General features: G+C 60.3%; 17 protein-coding genes. 13 read left to right on the top strand and 4 right to left on the bottom strand.

Features of this window, described 5'->3' with window-relative positions; genetic code table 11:
• The first annotated feature begins 120 nt into the window (after positions 1-120).
• The 6 genes from AOZ07_RS02320 (at position 121) to pcaC (ending at position 5,479) form a co-directional block, all read left to right on the top strand.
• Entirely contained in the window at positions 121-1,317 is a 1,197-nt protein-coding gene (locus tag AOZ07_RS02320; protein WP_060700532.1) for a 4-hydroxybenzoate 3-monooxygenase, read from the top strand.
• 32 nt (positions 1,318-1,349) lie between these two features.
• Positions 1,350-2,156 (top strand): protocatechuate 3,4-dioxygenase subunit beta, encoded by an 807-nt coding sequence (gene pcaH / locus AOZ07_RS02315; protein ID WP_060700531.1) that lies wholly within the window; start codon positions 1,350-1,352, stop codon positions 2,154-2,156.
• Positions 2,156-2,734 (top strand): protocatechuate 3,4-dioxygenase subunit alpha, encoded by a 579-nt coding sequence (gene pcaG, locus AOZ07_RS02310; protein WP_060700530.1) that lies wholly within the window; start codon positions 2,156-2,158, stop codon positions 2,732-2,734. Before pcaH ends, pcaG begins: the two co-directional genes overlap by 1 nt.
• A 143-nt stretch (positions 2,735-2,877) precedes the next feature.
• Positions 2,878-4,284, top strand: coding sequence for a lyase family protein (locus AOZ07_RS02305; RefSeq protein ID WP_060700529.1), 1,407 nt, complete (start codon positions 2,878-2,880; stop codon positions 4,282-4,284).
• Positions 4,266-5,063, top strand: a complete 798-nt coding sequence (locus AOZ07_RS02300; protein ID WP_060700528.1) for an alpha/beta fold hydrolase — start codon at positions 4,266-4,268, stop codon at positions 5,061-5,063. The genes AOZ07_RS02305 and AOZ07_RS02300 overlap by 19 nt, the downstream gene beginning before the upstream one ends.
• A gap of 17 nt (positions 5,064-5,080) precedes the next feature.
• Positions 5,081-5,479 carry a 4-carboxymuconolactone decarboxylase gene (pcaC, locus tag AOZ07_RS02295; RefSeq protein ID WP_060700527.1) on the top strand — a complete coding sequence of 133 codons (399 nt, stop codon included), beginning with the start codon at positions 5,081-5,083 and terminating at the stop codon, positions 5,477-5,479.
• A 62-nt stretch (positions 5,480-5,541) separates the two neighbouring features.
• Here pcaC and AOZ07_RS02290 read toward each other — a convergent pair whose 3' ends face one another.
• Together AOZ07_RS02290 and AOZ07_RS02280 are read right to left on the bottom strand one after the other, a co-directional pair.
• Positions 5,542-5,988, bottom strand: coding sequence for an acyl-CoA thioesterase (locus AOZ07_RS02290; RefSeq protein WP_060700526.1), 447 nt, complete (start codon positions 5,986-5,988; stop codon positions 5,542-5,544).
• A 429-nt stretch (positions 5,989-6,417) separates the two neighbouring features.
• Positions 6,418-7,170 (bottom strand): hypothetical protein, encoded by a 753-nt coding sequence (locus AOZ07_RS02280; protein ID WP_194943756.1) that lies wholly within the window; start codon positions 7,168-7,170, stop codon positions 6,418-6,420.
• A gap of 179 nt (positions 7,171-7,349) precedes the next feature.
• On the opposite strand from AOZ07_RS02280, the gene AOZ07_RS02275 reads away from it, so the two are divergent.
• Both AOZ07_RS02275 and AOZ07_RS02270 read left to right on the top strand, forming a co-directional pair.
• Positions 7,350-9,197, top strand: a complete 1,848-nt coding sequence (locus AOZ07_RS02275) for a calcineurin-like phosphoesterase C-terminal domain-containing protein (protein ID WP_060700523.1) — start codon at positions 7,350-7,352, stop codon at positions 9,195-9,197.
• A gap of 126 nt (positions 9,198-9,323) precedes the next feature.
• Positions 9,324-10,295, top strand: coding sequence for a D-2-hydroxyacid dehydrogenase family protein (locus AOZ07_RS02270; RefSeq protein WP_060700522.1), 972 nt, complete (start codon positions 9,324-9,326; stop codon positions 10,293-10,295).
• Here AOZ07_RS02270 and AOZ07_RS02265 read toward each other — a convergent pair.
• Positions 10,264-10,977 (bottom strand): phosphatase PAP2 family protein, encoded by a 714-nt coding sequence (locus AOZ07_RS02265; protein WP_171919580.1) that lies wholly within the window; start codon positions 10,975-10,977, stop codon positions 10,264-10,266. The two genes, AOZ07_RS02270 and AOZ07_RS02265, sit on opposite strands and share 32 nt — an antisense overlap.
• A gap of 63 nt (positions 10,978-11,040) precedes the next feature.
• Between AOZ07_RS02265 and rlmH the strand changes: the two genes are divergently transcribed.
• The 5 genes from rlmH (at position 11,041) to AOZ07_RS02245 (ending at position 13,897) form a co-directional block, all read left to right on the top strand.
• Positions 11,041-11,499: a 23S rRNA (pseudouridine(1915)-N(3))-methyltransferase RlmH gene (rlmH, locus tag AOZ07_RS02260; RefSeq protein WP_171919581.1), complete on the top strand. Its 459-nt coding sequence runs from the start codon at positions 11,041-11,043 to the stop codon at positions 11,497-11,499.
• A 61-nt stretch (positions 11,500-11,560) separates the two neighbouring features.
• The gene (locus AOZ07_RS02255) at positions 11,561-12,034 is read left to right on the top strand and encodes a hypothetical protein (RefSeq protein ID WP_060700520.1); all 474 of its coding nucleotides are present in this window, start codon (positions 11,561-11,563) and stop codon (positions 12,032-12,034) included.
• Positions 12,018-12,317 (top strand): transcriptional regulator, encoded by a 300-nt coding sequence (locus AOZ07_RS18050; RefSeq protein WP_075972397.1) that lies wholly within the window; start codon positions 12,018-12,020, stop codon positions 12,315-12,317. Before AOZ07_RS02255 ends, AOZ07_RS18050 begins: the two co-directional genes overlap by 17 nt.
• A 197-nt stretch (positions 12,318-12,514) precedes the next feature.
• Positions 12,515-13,123, top strand: a complete 609-nt coding sequence (locus tag AOZ07_RS02250; RefSeq protein ID WP_060700519.1) for a GNAT family N-acetyltransferase — start codon at positions 12,515-12,517, stop codon at positions 13,121-13,123.
• Between the two features lie 192 nt (positions 13,124-13,315).
• Positions 13,316-13,897: a nitroreductase family protein gene (locus AOZ07_RS02245; protein ID WP_236995245.1), complete on the top strand. Its 582-nt coding sequence runs from the start codon at positions 13,316-13,318 to the stop codon at positions 13,895-13,897.
• A gap of 234 nt (positions 13,898-14,131) precedes the next feature.
• Here AOZ07_RS02245 and AOZ07_RS02240 read toward each other — a convergent pair whose 3' ends face one another.
• Positions 14,132-14,587, bottom strand: a complete 456-nt coding sequence (locus AOZ07_RS02240) for a GNAT family N-acetyltransferase (protein ID WP_060700518.1) — start codon at positions 14,585-14,587, stop codon at positions 14,132-14,134.
• Positions 14,588-14,708: the final 121 nt, after the last annotated feature.

The following is a 14,708-nucleotide window of genomic DNA, read 5'->3' as shown; positions in this document are numbered from 1 at the left end:
TGATCGCAGGCCCGTCCCGCGCGCATCCTTATGCAAGACCCCATTTCCCCGGCCAGCACCGGACCCCTGCACTGCAGCTGGGACTCCGCCCGCTGGTCCCGGCACAGACAGGTAGGACCCATGGCACAGGCGCCACGCATCCTGAAGACCAAGGTCGGCATCATCGGCGGCGGTCCGGCAGGGCTCATGCTCTCCCACCTGCTGGCCGCAGCGGGCATCGAGAACATCGTTGTAGAAATGCGCGAGCACGAAACGATCCGCAACACCCACCGCGCCGGCATCCTCGAATCCCAAGCCGTCTCCATGCTCACCGAATCGGGCGTGGACGGACGGGTGCTCAGCCACGGAGACGAGCACGCCGGGATCGACCTGCGCTTCAACGGCGAATCCCATCCCTTGGACTTCCGGGACCTGGTTGACGCCACCGTGACCCTGTACGCGCAGAACGAGGTGTTCGTGGACCTGGCCGCCGCCCGGCAGCGCGACCAGGGCGATGTGCGCTACGGCTGCGAGGTCACCGAGATCCTGGACATGGAAACGTCCACCCCGAAGTTCCGCTTCACCGATGCCGACGGCGGCCTCTTCGAGGTGCACGCAGATGTGATCGTCGGGGCCGACGGATCGCGCTCCTTCGCCCGCCGCCAGATGCCCGACACCTCGCGCCAGGACTTCAAGGTCTCCTACCCGTTCGCCTGGTTCGGCATCCTGACCGAGGCGCCGAAGTCCGCGCCGGAACTGGTCTACGCGAACTCGCCGCACGGCTTTGCGCTGATCTCCCAGCGCAGCGAAACCGTGCAGCGCATGTACTTCCAATGCGACCCGAACGAGGACGTGAATGCCTGGAGCGAGGACCGCATCTGGGCCGAACTGCAAAAGCGCGTGGATGGGCCGGATGGCTTCGAGCTGAAGACCGGGCCCATCTTCGACAAGACCGTGCTCGGCTTCCGCTCATTCGTCCGCGAACCGCTCTCGCACGGGCGGATGTTCCTGATCGGCGATGCCGGGCACACCGTCCCGCCCACCGGGGCCAAGGGCCTGAACCTGGCCTTCGCCGACGTCAAGGTGCTCTTCGAAGCACTGGATTCCTTCTTCTCCACCGGCAGCGAGAAGCTGCTGGAGGGCTACTCGGATCTGGCCCTGAAGCGAGTCTGGAAGGCGCAGAACTTCTCCTACTGGATGACCTCCATGCTGCACACCCCGGTGGGCGGCGATCCGTTCATGGCCAAGCGCGCACTGGGCGAATTGGATACCGTCACCTCCTCGCGCTTCGGACAGCAATTTCTGGCCGAGTCCTACACCGGCTGGCCCCACGCCTAAGCCCACCCAATAACCACCAGAAAGGAGCCGACATGAGCGCCAACACCAACGCACTGGATCCCGCAGCCTCCGCGGCCACGCAGGAAGATATCAGCGCAGAGATCTCCAGCATCCACGAGGACTACCGCCAGCAGCTGCTGGCCGGCAAAAAGGCCGAAACCCAGCCACGGGTGGATTTCGCCCCCTACCGCTCCTCGCTGCTGCGCCACCCCACCAAGAACCTGCACCACGCAGACCCTGAAACCATCGAGTTGCACTCCCCGGCCTTCGGCCAGCGCGATGTGCACGCACTGGAGTCGGACCTGACCATCCAGCACAACGGCGAACCCATCGGCGAGCGCATCGTTGTCTCCGGCCGGGTGCTGGACGGCGACGGCCGCCCGGTCGCGGGCCAGCTGGTGGAAATCTGGCAGGCCAACGCCGCCGGCCGCTATGTGCACAAGCGCGATCAGCACCCCGCGCCCATTGACCCGAACTTCACCGGGGTGGGCCGGGCCATCACCGGAGCCAACGGCGAATATTCGTTCACCACCATCAAGCCGGCCCCGTACCCGTGGAAAAACCACCACAATGCCTGGCGTCCGGCCCATATCCACTTCTCGCTGTTCGGCACCGACTTCACCCAGCGCATGATCACCCAGATGTACTTCCCGGGCGATCCGCTCTTCGCCCTGGATCCGATCTACCAGTCCATCACCGATCCCGCGGCGCGCGACCGCCTGGTCGCCACCTACGACCACTCGATCACCTCCCACGAATGGGCTACCGGCTACAACTGGGACATCGTACTGACCGGATCCAACCGCACTTGGATGGAAGAGGAAGAGGCAGAGCACTAATGAAAAAAGCTCCAGAACTGAAGCTCGTCCCCACCCCGGGACAGACCGTCGGCCCGTTCTACGGCTACGCATTGCCCTATGACAAGGACAATGAGCTGGTCAACCAGGGGCACCCGAATTCGGTGCGGCTGCACGGGGTGGTTTATGACGGCAAGGGCGAGGCCATTCCCGATGCGCTGCTGGAAATCTGGCAGGCCGACGAGCAGGGCAACGTGGTCTCCCGCGAAGGCTCGCTGGTGCGAGATGGCTACACCTTCACCGGCTGGGGGCGCACCGCGGTGGACAATGCCGGCCACTACACCTTCACCACTCTCAACCCGGGAGCCACCGAAGCCGGCAAGGCGCCGTTCATCATGCTCACGGTGTTCGCCCGCGGCTTGATGAACCGGCTGTTCACCCGGATCTACCTGCCCGAGGATGCCGAAGCGCTGGCCAGCGATCCGCTGCTGTCCTCGCTGTCCGAGGCCGAGCGCAAGACCCTGATCGCCACCCGCGAGGACGACGGATCCTTGCGCTTGGATCTGCGCTTGCAGGGCGAAGAAGAAACCGTCTTCCTCTCCTATCCGCGCGAAAGCTAGAAACGGGCTCGGCCTTCTTGGCGGCGGCTTGCGCGTGCGGATTATGACGGGCGCGCCAGCTGATGCCGGTGGCAACCAGCGCTCTGGCGCTAGAGTTCTAGAGCGTGGGAACAAATTGAACCAGTGAAGAATCGAGGGTCTTGATGGATGGCGCAGACTACGGCGTGCTGGCCCCGGCGTGGGCCGGCACCGCGGCAGCTTCCTTGTCCAGCGACACCGCATTTGTCCAGGCCATGCTGGATGTCGAGGCTGCCTGGGTGCAGGTCCAGGCCGATGCCTCACTGTGCAGCGCCGAGGACGCGCAGGCAGTTCATTCGGTAGCCAGCGTGGAACGCTACGACCTGGCGCTCTTGGCTTCGCGGACTCCCGATGGCGCCAACGCGCTGATCCCCCTGCTGGGCATGATGCGCGAACTGCTCGCCCGCGATGGCGCGCCGCAAACCGCAAGCACGGCCCTGCACCGCGGGGCGACCAGCCAAGACATCATCGACAGCGCGCTGATGCTGGTCCTGTCCAAGACCCTGGCCCAGACCCAGGCCGATCTGCGCAGTGCCGCCGACGGGTTGGCCCGCCTCGCGCAGGCCCACCGCTCAACGGTGTGCATTGCCCGATCGCTGACCCAGCACGCGTTGCCAACCACCTTCGGCTGGAAGGCCGCCAGCTGGCTCTCGGCCATCGTGGACGCCGAAAAGCAGCTGGACACAGCTTCGAGTCAGCTGCGCCTGCAGTGGGGCGGGGCGGTGGGAACCCTGGCCTCCCTGGAACAATTCCTCGAAGGGGCAGGCGGCACCACGGCCAGCAGCCAGCAGCTCAGTTCCCAGCTTGCCCGCGTCCTGGGCCTGCACGATCCGGGCACGCCATGGCACACCAACCGCATGCCCATTCTCCAGCTCGGCTCCGCCCTGGGCGCGGCCATTGCGGCGCTGGGCACCTTTGGTGCAGATGTGCTCACCTCTTCGCGTCCGGAGATCGGCGAGCTGTCCGAGCCACGCGAAGCGGGCAAGGGCGGTTCCTCGGCCATGCCGCAAAAGCAGAATCCGGTGCGCTCGGTGCTGCTGCGCAATGCCGCGTTCAGCGCTCCCGGTCTGCTCTCCACGCTCTTCACCGCTGCCGGCACCGCGGTGGATGAACGCCCCGACGGCGGCTGGCATGCCGAATGGGGCGCACTGCGCGAGCTGGCCCGCCTGGGAGCAGGAGCCGCATTCCACGCAGCGTTCCTGGCCAACGGCCTGGGCGTCAATCTTCCGGCCATCGCACGGAACCTCGCCTTGGGCGGCGACGCGGTGCTGTCCGAACGCCTGGCTTCCGTCCTGGCACCGCTGGTGGACGGAGGCAAGGCAGCCATCCAGAAGCTGGTGCGCCGCAGCTTGGATGAAGAGCTGTCCCTGCACGAACTTCTGCGTTCGCAGATTCCCGCAGATCGCCTGGGTGATGCCGAATTGGCCGAACTCTTTGATCCCGCCGGCTACCTTGGTGCCGCGGATCGCTTCACCACAACTGTATTAGCCGATTATTCGGCACGGAAGGAACAATGGCAGTCCCAGAACTAACTCCGTCGCTGCTGCATACCGACAGCAAGCTCCCCACCCTCATCGCAGGACCCTCCCTGGGCACCGCGGCCCTTCCTCTGTGGGCCCCTGCCCTGCCCTACCTCAAAGAGCATTTCCAGGTCATCGCCTGGGATCTGCCCGGGCACGGAGCCAGCAAGCCATCGACGCAAGGCTTCACGCTGGCCGAACTCGCCAGCGGCATCACTGCCATGGTAGGGGCCCTGCGGGCTGACGGGGTCATCGCCGAAGGCGCCAAGCTGTTCTATGCCGGGGTTTCGGTGGGCGGCGCCACCGCACTGCAACTGGCCGTGGACCATCCCGGCTTCTTCAACGCCTTGTCCTCGATCTGCTCGGCCGCCAAGATCGGCACTCCCGAGGGGTGGACCGAGCGCGCCGAGCTTGTTGCCAAAGCCGGAACCCCGACCATGGTTGCCGGTTCCGCCCAGCGCTGGTTCGCCCCGGGGTTCATCGAGAAGGAACCCGAGATTTCCGCAAGCCTGCTGCACAGCCTGCAGGATGCTGACCGCTTTGCCTACGCCCATGCCTGTGCCGCATTGGCCGGCTTCGATGTGCGTGGGCGGCTCTCGGCCACCACGGACCGCATCCTGGCCATCAACGGCGCCCAGGACCAGGTGTGCCCTCCGGCTGATGCGCAGTTCATCGCCGAGAACGCCCCGCAGGGCCAGGCGGCCATTATTGACTCCGCAGGCCATCTGGCTCCGGCTGAAGCACCGGAAGACACCGCGGCCCTGCTGGCCGAATTCTTCCTGGCCAACTAGGAAAGGGCAGTACTTCCATGACCGATTCCCAGCGCCTGCCAGGCGATACCTACGATGCGGGCATGAGCGTGCGCCGCGAAGTCCTTGGCAACGAGCACGTTGACCGCTCTACCAAGAATTCGAACGAGTTCACCGACGAGTTCCAGGAAATGATCACCCGCTATGCGTGGGGAACCATCTGGACCCGTGACGGATTGCCGCGCACCACGCGCAGCGCCATCACCTTGACCGCCATGATTGCCGGAGGCTACTGGGAAGAGCTGGAAATGCATGTGCATGCAGCCCTGCGCAATGGAATGACCCCGGAGGAAATCAAGGAAGTCTTCCTGCAGTGCGCCATCTACTGCTCCGTGCCCGCCGCGAATGTGGCCTTCAAAATCGGCAAAAAAGTCCTGGACGAGTACGCAGCGCAGTAGGTACCGCTCTCGCGGCTCGTTCAACGGACAGCTGGCCATTGAGGCGCAGCCACAAGATCAGCTCAGTTTCGTGATCGTGCGCCAGCGGCTGGAATCAGCGATGATTCCAGCCAGCTGCGTTCCTGCTCGGTGAGCGCCCGAGAGGAAACGCCATCGGAGGCCAGCGGCACCATGACAGTGGTGGAATCGAACACCGGTTGCCCGTCCTGGTAGCCGATGCCCCGCACAGTGAACGACTTGTTGCCGACTCGGCTGATTCCCATGCGGATCAGCATTTCAGACTGGTAGTACAGTGGCCGTTTGTAGTCGATCTGGATGGAAGCCACGACCGTTCCGAATTCGAATCGTCCTGCCTTCCCGTCTTCCCGGGTCCAGCGGATGCGCGCTTCTTCCATTAGCGTGACGATGCGGGCATTATTGACATGCCCCAAGGCGTCCTGATCCGACCAGCGCAGCTGCAACATTATTTCCGTTGCGGCTGCCAATTCATTTGCTGCTTCATTGCTCATGAGCTCATTGGATCAGAGTTCAAGTACATCGCCCCCAGCGTGACAGAGCGTTAACCCCTAGAGCCTTCGTCCAAGACCCAGTGCGCATTATTGCTGTTGGCATCCACGCATTTCCAGTATTGCGATGGTTCGCTCTCGAGCAAGCCATCGATGAACCAATACGTTTTGCCGGGGTCCCACCCGGCTATGAGCGTAGCGAATTTAGCATCTACCGGCAGGCATTGTCCGGCGAGCGCGAGGTAGGCGCCGATACTCAGATGCACCCCGTCATAATTGCGTGCTACCGCTAGCCAATCTGGAATGACCCACGCACCGTCACGGCCCGTGACGTGATACCAGTCGTGGCGTTTCTGTGCAGTGACCTCGATTGGGTGATCTTGGCAGAGCTTGACCCAATGCTCCGCTGAGGAAATTTCCAGAACGTTGGAGCTAGGGGGTATGTCTACTAATCTTGTGGTTGCTTTTTTCCCACCCGAAGCCGTCTTCAACGCAAATCAAACCAACGGGTTGCGCCGTAGCGAATTCTCCGCACGTTTCCTCTAGGTACATGTTTGGCGCCGACCACCATTCACCGCCGAAATTTCCTATAGGGAGTGACTGGTTCTCCCGGGCATCACGCATTTCGGTTCGGAGCACGTGATCTTTCCACGCGATCAATGATTCAAGACCAGTCCGCTTCTTATCCGTACCAGGGGCAAGAGACCCCGCAATATCGAAATTCACCCGGTGCTGCGCTGCCATATCCAACGGGTCGAACCAATAATCTATTTGCCCCGAAGCCGCTATGTGTTTTGCGATTCTCTCCAGTTGGACGCTGAGGATCGGGGATGCCAAGACGAATTCTTGCCCATACGGTGGTTGCCAGTACATCGCCGCGTCGACGGAACTTTCCAATGCCGATTGCAACATGCAATGCTTTACTTCGAAAAGTTCGGTACGTTCAAGCAATTCGGCGAGCTTCTCTGCCCCTTCCCGCACGGTGCGCTCAATCTCAACGATCACGTCGGATGATTCGAGCCCGCGATACTGCAGGCCATCGATACCGGTTGAGGCGTAGTACATCGCCTCGTGCAAAGGATGCGGGGAAAAATCAGTTTGCGATTCGTCTTCGCCGACCGTCATGAACTCCCACAACAGTCGCCGCCCTCGCTGCCCTTGCAACAGTGCGTCAACAATCTCCATGGTCACCTCCGCTTTCCCTGGTCATAGATTGCTAAATACGCCCAAGACACCATGTAAGTATTTACGGAATCGATAATTCAACATTACCTGAGCGGGTGCTGTTATTCATCTGAGATTGACAGCGTTGGCGAAGGCCGGCCAGAGGGCCGGCAGATTGCCACCACCCCGGAGGAACGCACGTGAAATTCTTCGCTCGACCCGGCAAAACCAATCACATCACCCCGCTGCGCATCACTGCAGGAACACTCGTTGTCCTGGCAGCTTCGGCCGCTCTCACGGCCGCCAATTCCGCACCCGATCCAGAACCAGCAGCTACGACGGCCGTGGACTGGAACTCCTCAGCCTACCGGGGATCAGTCCAGGTGGTCCGTGCCGCCGGCAAAAAATCTCCAGCAGCAGGCAAGACGCTGGAAGGCGTCGTTTTCGAGGACCGCAACAAGAACTCCAAGCAGGACGCCAACGAGCCAGGACTGCCCAAGGTCACCGTTTCCAATGGCCGAGATGTTGTCACCACCGATTCGCAGGGCCGCTATGCACTGCCTGCCTTTGAGAACATGACAGCCTTCGTCACCCAGCCACGAGGCTTCCAGGTGCCAGTCGACGAAAATAACGTCGCGCAGTTCTCCTACATTCACCTGCCAGACGGCTCCCCCAAGCTGAAATACGGCGGCATTGCCCCCACCGGCGAATTGCCAGACGCCGTGAACTTCCCGCTGGCTCGCAGCGAAGCCACCCAATCCCCTGAGCAGAGCTGCGCCATCGGCGCCGATGTGCAGACCTATAACCAGCAGGAAGTCGAATACGCTCGCAAGGGCGCCTTCGCCGACCTCGCTGCCCGCACCGACTACACCGGGTGCGGGGTGCTGTTCATCGGCGACCTCGTCGGCAATGACCTGTCCTTGTTCGCCCAGACCCGCGAACTGACTTCCATGCTCAATGGCCCGGCTCGTTTTCTTCCCGGGAACCACGACATCGACTTCGACTCGCTCGACGGCGTGCACGAATTTGATACCTACCGCGCCCAGTTCGGCCCCGAGTACTACTCCTACGACACGGGCAAAACCCACGTGGTTGCCCTGAACACCATCGAGTACCCCACCAAGGTTCCTGCCAAGAGAAGCGACTACACCTACCAGCTCGGCAAGCAGCAGCTTGAATGGTTGCGCGCAGACATTGCCAAGGTGCCGAAGAACAAGGCCATCGTCCTCGCCGGCCACAGCCCATTGCTGGAATTCTTCTTCAACGATGAGCACACCACCAAAGAGGTCAAGGAAATCTACAAGATCCTCAAGGGCCGCGAAGTGGTCTCCCTGGGCGGCCACACCCACATGTCTGAAAACCTTCGCGAAGGCGATCTGATGAAGGGCTGGCTGGACGAAGTCGGCGAGGATGGCCTGCCCTTCACCCACCTGACGGTTCCGGCAGTTGCCGGCCAGTGGTACGGCGGGCGAGTCACCGAGACCGGTTACCCGACCTCCCTCCAGCAAGACGGCACCCCTCCTGGGGTGCTGACCTTGGACATCAAGAACACCAAGATCACCGAGCGCTTCACCCCAACCGGCGGTGATGAGAGCAACCAGATGGCCGTAGGCCTGAACACTCCTGCCTACCGTGATTGGTACAAGGAAAATGTCGACAAGGAATACGGCACCATCGAGGCGCTGGAGAACCCGTTGTCGGTGAGCCGCAGCGGCTTGGCCGAGGACACCTGGCTGACCACCAACTTCTGGATGGGGAGCACCGGTTCCACGGTGGCGGTTTCCATCGATGGAAACGCCCCGGTCAAGTCAACGCGCACGCAATCGCTCACCGGAGAAACCGCACGAACTGGCGCCAAGTACTCTGACCCGGTGGCTATCGCCGAGCAGTTTGTCCACGGCGGCGGACTGCCTGAGAAGACCAGCCATTTGTGGCGTCTTGAACTGCCAGATGATCTGGAAACCGGATCGCACACCGCTGAAGTGACGGCCACGGATGTCCACGGTCGTTCCTTCACCGACAAGCTCGAATTCGAAGTCACCGACTAGCAGCCAATCTGTGAACGGCGGCTGGTGCCCTGGGTGCCAGCCGCCGTTGTGCATTCCGGCTGCCTAAAGGCGGGCAACGAAGTAACTAAAGGGTCACCACGGCACAGGAACACCTAGGATGAACTCATGCGCATTGCCATTTTGGATGACTACCAGAACGTCGCTACCGACCTCGCAGATTTTGAAGGCCTGGCGAACGAGCTCAACGCCGAGCTGACAGTATTTACCGAACACCTCGGACATGACGACACAGCTGTCTGCGCTGCGCTGAAGGGCTTTGATGTCATCGTGGCTATGCGCGAGCGCACGCCGTTTCCCGCGTCGCGGTTCGAGCTGTTGCCGCAGTTGAAACTGCTGGTCACCACCGGACGGCGCAATGGCGCCATCGATCTGGAAGCTGCCATCGAGCACGGCGTCGTGGTGTCGCATACCGGCTATGTCCCCACCGACGCGGTGGAACACACCTGGGCATTGATCTTGGCTGCGGCCCGCAGGCTGGATGTAGAGCTCTTTTCCTCGAAGTCCCCTCGCTCCGAAGCCGAACCGTGGCAAACGAGCTTCGGCATGGGCCTGGCGGGGAAAACCCTTGGCGTGTATGGACTGGGGAATTTGGGTTCCAAGGTGGCGAAGGTCGGGTTGGCTTTTGGCATGCGGGTCATTGCCTACAGCCAGAACCTCACGAAGGCTCGGGCCACCGAGGTCGGCGTGGAATTGGTCTCCGAGGCGGAGCTTTTTGCCACCAGCGACATCGTGACCATTCATCTGAAACTCTCGGAGCGCAGCACCGGTGTCATTGGCTCAAAGCAGTTGGCCTGGATGCGGCCGGAATCCATTTTGGTGAATACTTCGCGCAGCCGAATCGTGCAGACTCCTGCACTTATCGAAGCCCTTGAAAACGAACGACTCTACTTGGCGGCCCTCGATGTTTTCGACACCGAGCCATTGCCGGCCAAGGACCGACTGCTGGGCACCCGTGGCGTGATTGCAACCCCGCATATTGGCTACGTAACCATCGAGCAGTTCTCGATGTTCTACCGGGACGCTGTGGAGGATATTCGAGCTTGGGCTAGCGGTTCACCGATCCGCGTGCTGAGCTAGCAACCCTGCGCCACGGCACGAAGAAGTAGTGCAGGATGGCGACGACGGCAGCCCACGCGGTTCCAATCAGCAAGCCCACCAGCACGTCCGAAACCCAATGGTGCCCAATGTAGATTCGCGATGCGCCCATGGCCAGAACAAACAACGTTGCCACGATAGCGATGAGATAGGCGTAGCGGCGCAGCCCGTAAATGATGGCCAGGTAGCCAGAGATGCCAATCAGCGCCGCGGAATTAAGCGTATGGCCGCTGGGGAACGAATAGGACAGCGGTGGCGTCGGCCCGCCTGGAATGCCTTCCGGGCGGTGCACTTGCAGGCTGGCCTTGAGCAAAATGGTCAGTCCGACAGAAACCGCTGCGGTCAGCGCCACGGCAATAAATGGCCAGATGCTTCGTGTTTTCCAGCTCAGCAGCCCGGTAATCAGCACCATGATGATGCTCATGCCCGGCGTTGATCCCCAGAAGTACAAAAAATCGGAGACCGCAAAAAGGGCCGGCGACTGGTTGTTCAAGACCCATTGATAGGCAGGTGCATCCAGGTCTGTGGCCCATCCGCCTGCATGCAATGAGACCAGCACCCGCCGGGTGAAATAGAAGATCGCGGTGACGATGCCAAAGATCATCCAGAGCACCTGCACGCCGCTTGGTTGTTTGCCTTGCGGAAGTGGTCTGGGGTTTCTCATATCCTCCATCGTATCGGTGCCTGATCCAAAGCAACCAACCGGGGAATGCGGAACAATGGAAGCATGACAATCAAGGTGCTGGCAGTAGGCAAGAAACATGAGTCGTGGGTCGATGAGGGAATTTCCCGCTACGAGAAGCGGCTCAAGAAGCCGTTTAACCTCACCTGGCAGCTGCTCAACCACTCATCGCGCGAGAACGACGCTGCCCGCACCGAAGAGTCCGCACGCATCCTGGCGAAGATTGATGATCGCGACTTCGTAGTGTTGCTTGATGAGCGTGGCAAAAACGTGGACTCCCCGGCATTGGCAAACAAGCTACGCGCACCCATCGATGCTTCACGCAATGTCGTGATCATTATTGGCGGCGCCTACGGCGTGGATCCCACGGTGCATTCCCGGGCCGACTTCACCTGGTCCTTGTCCAAGCTGGTCTTCCCGCATCAGCTGGTGCGCTTGATATTGACCGAGCAGCTCTACCGTGCGCAGGACATCTTGGCCGGCGGAAAATACCACCACGTGTAAACCGAATTGTTGACTTTCCATTGCGGAAAGACGAGACTTTCCGTAACGGAAAGTAGGCATCATGGATTCGCCAGAAGATCGCAGGGACCAAGAGCGCGCAGCCAAGCTGCTGCTATCTGTCGCACACGATTCAAGGCAGATGGTCAAAGCGTCCGGGAATCCGCGTGGATTGCTCACCAGCGTTATCGCAGTCTCAGCTTTCGTCTTCACGTTGTGCCAGGCCTATCCACCCCGGGCTTATTGGCTCGTGTTGCTCTATCTTCCATTGATTGCCTGGTATGCCTTGGCCCAGCGTGGTCGAGCCAAGCCGCGTTCATTGATCAATAGCCCGCATCTTCTGACGGGCGCTTACGCAGGATACTTCTTTCTCTGCATTCTGCTGATCAATTGCCTCAGGTTCTGGGAAGCAACCCAGGTGGATGAAGTTCTTGCGAAGATTCTTGTCACGTTCATCAGTGCCATGTTTTTGGTGACCAAGATGCAGGCCGCCTATAACAGGGCTCGCGTCGAGGACGGCAATGACCAGGCCAACTAGCAAAGCCCAATTTGATGAATTGATCCACGCGCCATTACGGTTGCGGATATGTGCGAGCCTTGCCCCGGTTGACTGGGCAGAATTCGCGCATCTCAAACAGAATCTGGGCGTCGCTGACTCGGTGCTCAGCAAGCACCTGAAGCAACTGGGCGACGCCGGTTACGTTGATATTGAACGGTTCACGAAACTGGGCCGCAGCCACGTGAGAGTATCGCTAACCACGGCTGGCCGTCGAGCCTATGTTGGCCACGTAGCCGCGCTTCGGGAAATTACCGCAAATTAGGTAAAGGCACCGCCATCCGCGGACAGGTGGCCATGTTTAAAAGTCAGAGTCCATCCCGAGCCAGGATCAACAAGTCCTGCCGTCTTGACGGTCGCTGAAACCTGGCTCACGGGCGAAAGATCATTGCCACTGCCTGCGGAGCGGGGCCCCGAAACTGCACAGGCACGGTTGGAGCACAGGGAAGCTAAAGTGAGGTTATGGCTAGGCTCAATCCAGTAACCCTGCGCGGAAAATATGTCACTCTCGAACCGCTAAGCGAGAACCATCATGACGGGCTTGTCGATGCCGCCTGCGATGGTGAACTTTGGAATCTTTGGTACACCGCTGTGCCCCGTCCCGAAGAAATGCGCAGCGAAATCCAGCGTCGCTTATCAATGCAAGAAGCCGGATCCATGCTTCCCTTCACGACACGGCTGAATGATCCAGTGACTGGTGAACCCGGAAAGATCATCGGGATGACCACGTACTGCGACATTGACGCTGAGCTGCCACGCTTGGAGATCGGCTACACTTGGAATGCAGCCAGCGTGCAAGGAACGGGAACTAATCCCGATAGCAAGCGGCTGCTGCTGGCCCACGCATTTGAAACCCTGGAATGCGTCGCCGTGGCCTTCAGCACGCACTGGATGAATATGCAGTCCAGAGCCGCAATTGCCCGTCTGGGTGCAAAACAGGATGGCGTCTTGCGTTCAACAAGCCGTATGGCCGATGGTTCACTTCGAGACACCGTCTATTTCTCGATTATTGCCTCTGAGTGGCCCCAAGTTCGCAGCGGGTTGGATCTTCGGCTCTCGAAAAAACGCTGAGCGGACACTACGTGGCGGTCGATGATCTTGCGCGTTCGACCTTGCCAAACACCAAGAACAAGAATCAACGCCAGTGCCTACCACTGCCGTTATCTCAACTAAATCCACGTTGACCAGGTGGTATCGCGTAGCGGCCTTGCGGCGGGAGTACCACTCGATAGCTTCGCCGCCCAGGCTATGAGCTGCTGGAGAATGAAGAACATGAACAAATGCCCCGTCCCGGCCGATCCAGCCCTGCACCCAGCGTTAGCAGGCCGTTTCAGCCCAGTGCAATTCGACCCCGAATCCACTGTGACAAGCATCGAAATCGACGTGCTGTTGGAAGCGGCTCGACGTGCGCCGTCGGCTGGAAATTCACAGCCCTGGAAATTCATTGTTGCTCGACGAGGCGATGCAAACCATGAGCAAATACTGCGCCGTTTGGCGCGTAGTTCATCTCTGTGGGCTCCGAGCGCTTCGCTGCTGGTAGTGAATCTGGCACATATCTTCGTTGAAGGCACTGAAGATTGGGAGTATTCAGAGTTTGCGCGCTACGACCTTGGACAGGCAGTCGCTCATATGACAGTTCAAGGCCTATCGATGGGCTTGGCGGCTCATCAGTTCCGCGCCTTTGACCGCGACGGAATCGGCTCGGACTTCGCCGTGCCATCTCACTGGGAGGTAACGTCGATAACCGCGTTCGGTACCGCAGACCCCTGCGCAGATGAAGTAGAAGCGCCCGGTACCAGTCGAGAACGCCTGAGTCTTGATGAGATCACCTGGTCGCGATGCTGAACGTTCTGGCCCGGACAATAACTACTTTATTCACGCGGGATTTTGCTTCCTCATAGGAATTCATATCCGGCCATTCTTGAGTCAGCAATGCTCGCTAAGCATCCTCGTAGAATTCCCGGCCAATTCCGTTGCGGTACAACCGGTATCCGAACGTGAGATACGCGGTTCATTGCCCGCAGGCCGCCGACACATTGGGTTTGAGTTCGAGTGCGATTCTGTGCCGAAGTGATTCCCCTAGAGCTGCCGGCTCCAGGCAACCTCACGTTCAAGCTGGCCTGTTTCAGCAAAGAGTTGCACCTGGTGCGTCGAAGCCAGGGCCACGGCAAGATCCTTCGTGTCTGCTGAACTGAATCCAGCTTTCTGCCAAAACGGACCGGACCTGCGGCTAAACAGCCACGCTTGTTTTGCTCCAGCTTCGACAGCTCGATCCATCGCAAATTGTGCAAGTTCCAATCCGATGCCGCCGCCGCGCAGCTCGGGAGCCACCGCGACGCTTCGGATTAGTGCATGCAGGCCGTCTTCGCTGCTTTCAAATCCAGTGGTGGCGACAATGCGGTCCGTTGTTGCATCCCGCAAGATCCACAAATGCACATTCGGTGAATCAAGCCCGCTCAGCGTGAGGTCAGCGATGCGCAGGAACTCTGAAACTTCTGCACTATCGATGCCTGTTGCACGCACTAGCTCGAGCATCCTTCAACGCTACCTCTCCACGATTCGAACGCCGAAATATGACCGCGTCCCATTAGGAAGTGCTGCAGGAAGAGCCCAAGGTGCCTCCGGCGAAGGGCAGGCTCGGCCCGGGAAAAACCCT

It is taken from the genome of Glutamicibacter halophytocola (genome assembly GCF_001302565.1).
GTDB lineage: Bacteria > Actinomycetota > Actinomycetes > Actinomycetales > Micrococcaceae > Glutamicibacter > Glutamicibacter halophytocola.
Note: the sequence above shows the minus strand (reverse complement) of the source record. Positions and strands in the feature narration are given on the sequence as shown.

Bases quoted from the DNA above. Each gene is read 5' to 3' on its own strand.
- AOZ07_RS02265 (WP_171919580.1), bottom strand. From the start codon at position 10,977: ATGAGAAACCCCAGACCACTTCCGCAAGGCAAACAACCAAGCGGCGTG.
- AOZ07_RS02270 (WP_060700522.1), top strand. From the start codon at position 9,324: ATGCGCATTGCCATTTTGGATGACTACCAGAACGTCGCTACCGACCTC.
- AOZ07_RS18050 (WP_075972397.1), top strand. From the start codon at position 12,018: ATGACCAGGCCAACTAGCAAAGCCCAATTTGATGAATTGATCCACGCG.
- rlmH (WP_171919581.1), top strand. From the start codon at position 11,041: ATGACAATCAAGGTGCTGGCAGTAGGCAAGAAACATGAGTCGTGGGTC.
- AOZ07_RS02245 (WP_236995245.1), top strand. From the start codon at position 13,316: ATGAAGAACATGAACAAATGCCCCGTCCCGGCCGATCCAGCCCTGCAC.
- AOZ07_RS02290 (WP_060700526.1), bottom strand. From the start codon at position 5,988: ATGAGCAATGAAGCAGCAAATGAATTGGCAGCCGCAACGGAAATAATG.
- AOZ07_RS02305 (WP_060700529.1), top strand. From the start codon at position 2,878: ATGGATGGCGCAGACTACGGCGTGCTGGCCCCGGCGTGGGCCGGCACC.
- pcaC (WP_060700527.1), top strand. From the start codon at position 5,081: ATGACCGATTCCCAGCGCCTGCCAGGCGATACCTACGATGCGGGCATG.
- AOZ07_RS02250 (WP_060700519.1), top strand. From the start codon at position 12,515: ATGGCTAGGCTCAATCCAGTAACCCTGCGCGGAAAATATGTCACTCTC.
- pcaG (WP_060700530.1), top strand. From the start codon at position 2,156: ATGAAAAAAGCTCCAGAACTGAAGCTCGTCCCCACCCCGGGACAGACC.
- AOZ07_RS02280 (WP_194943756.1), bottom strand. From the start codon at position 7,170: ATGGAGATTGTTGACGCACTGTTGCAAGGGCAGCGAGGGCGGCGACTG.
- pcaH (WP_060700531.1), top strand. From the start codon at position 1,350: ATGAGCGCCAACACCAACGCACTGGATCCCGCAGCCTCCGCGGCCACG.
- AOZ07_RS02240 (WP_060700518.1), bottom strand. From the start codon at position 14,587: ATGCTCGAGCTAGTGCGTGCAACAGGCATCGATAGTGCAGAAGTTTCA.
- AOZ07_RS02300 (WP_060700528.1), top strand. From the start codon at position 4,266: ATGGCAGTCCCAGAACTAACTCCGTCGCTGCTGCATACCGACAGCAAG.
- AOZ07_RS02320 (WP_060700532.1), top strand. From the start codon at position 121: ATGGCACAGGCGCCACGCATCCTGAAGACCAAGGTCGGCATCATCGGC.
- AOZ07_RS02255 (WP_060700520.1), top strand. From the start codon at position 11,561: ATGGATTCGCCAGAAGATCGCAGGGACCAAGAGCGCGCAGCCAAGCTG.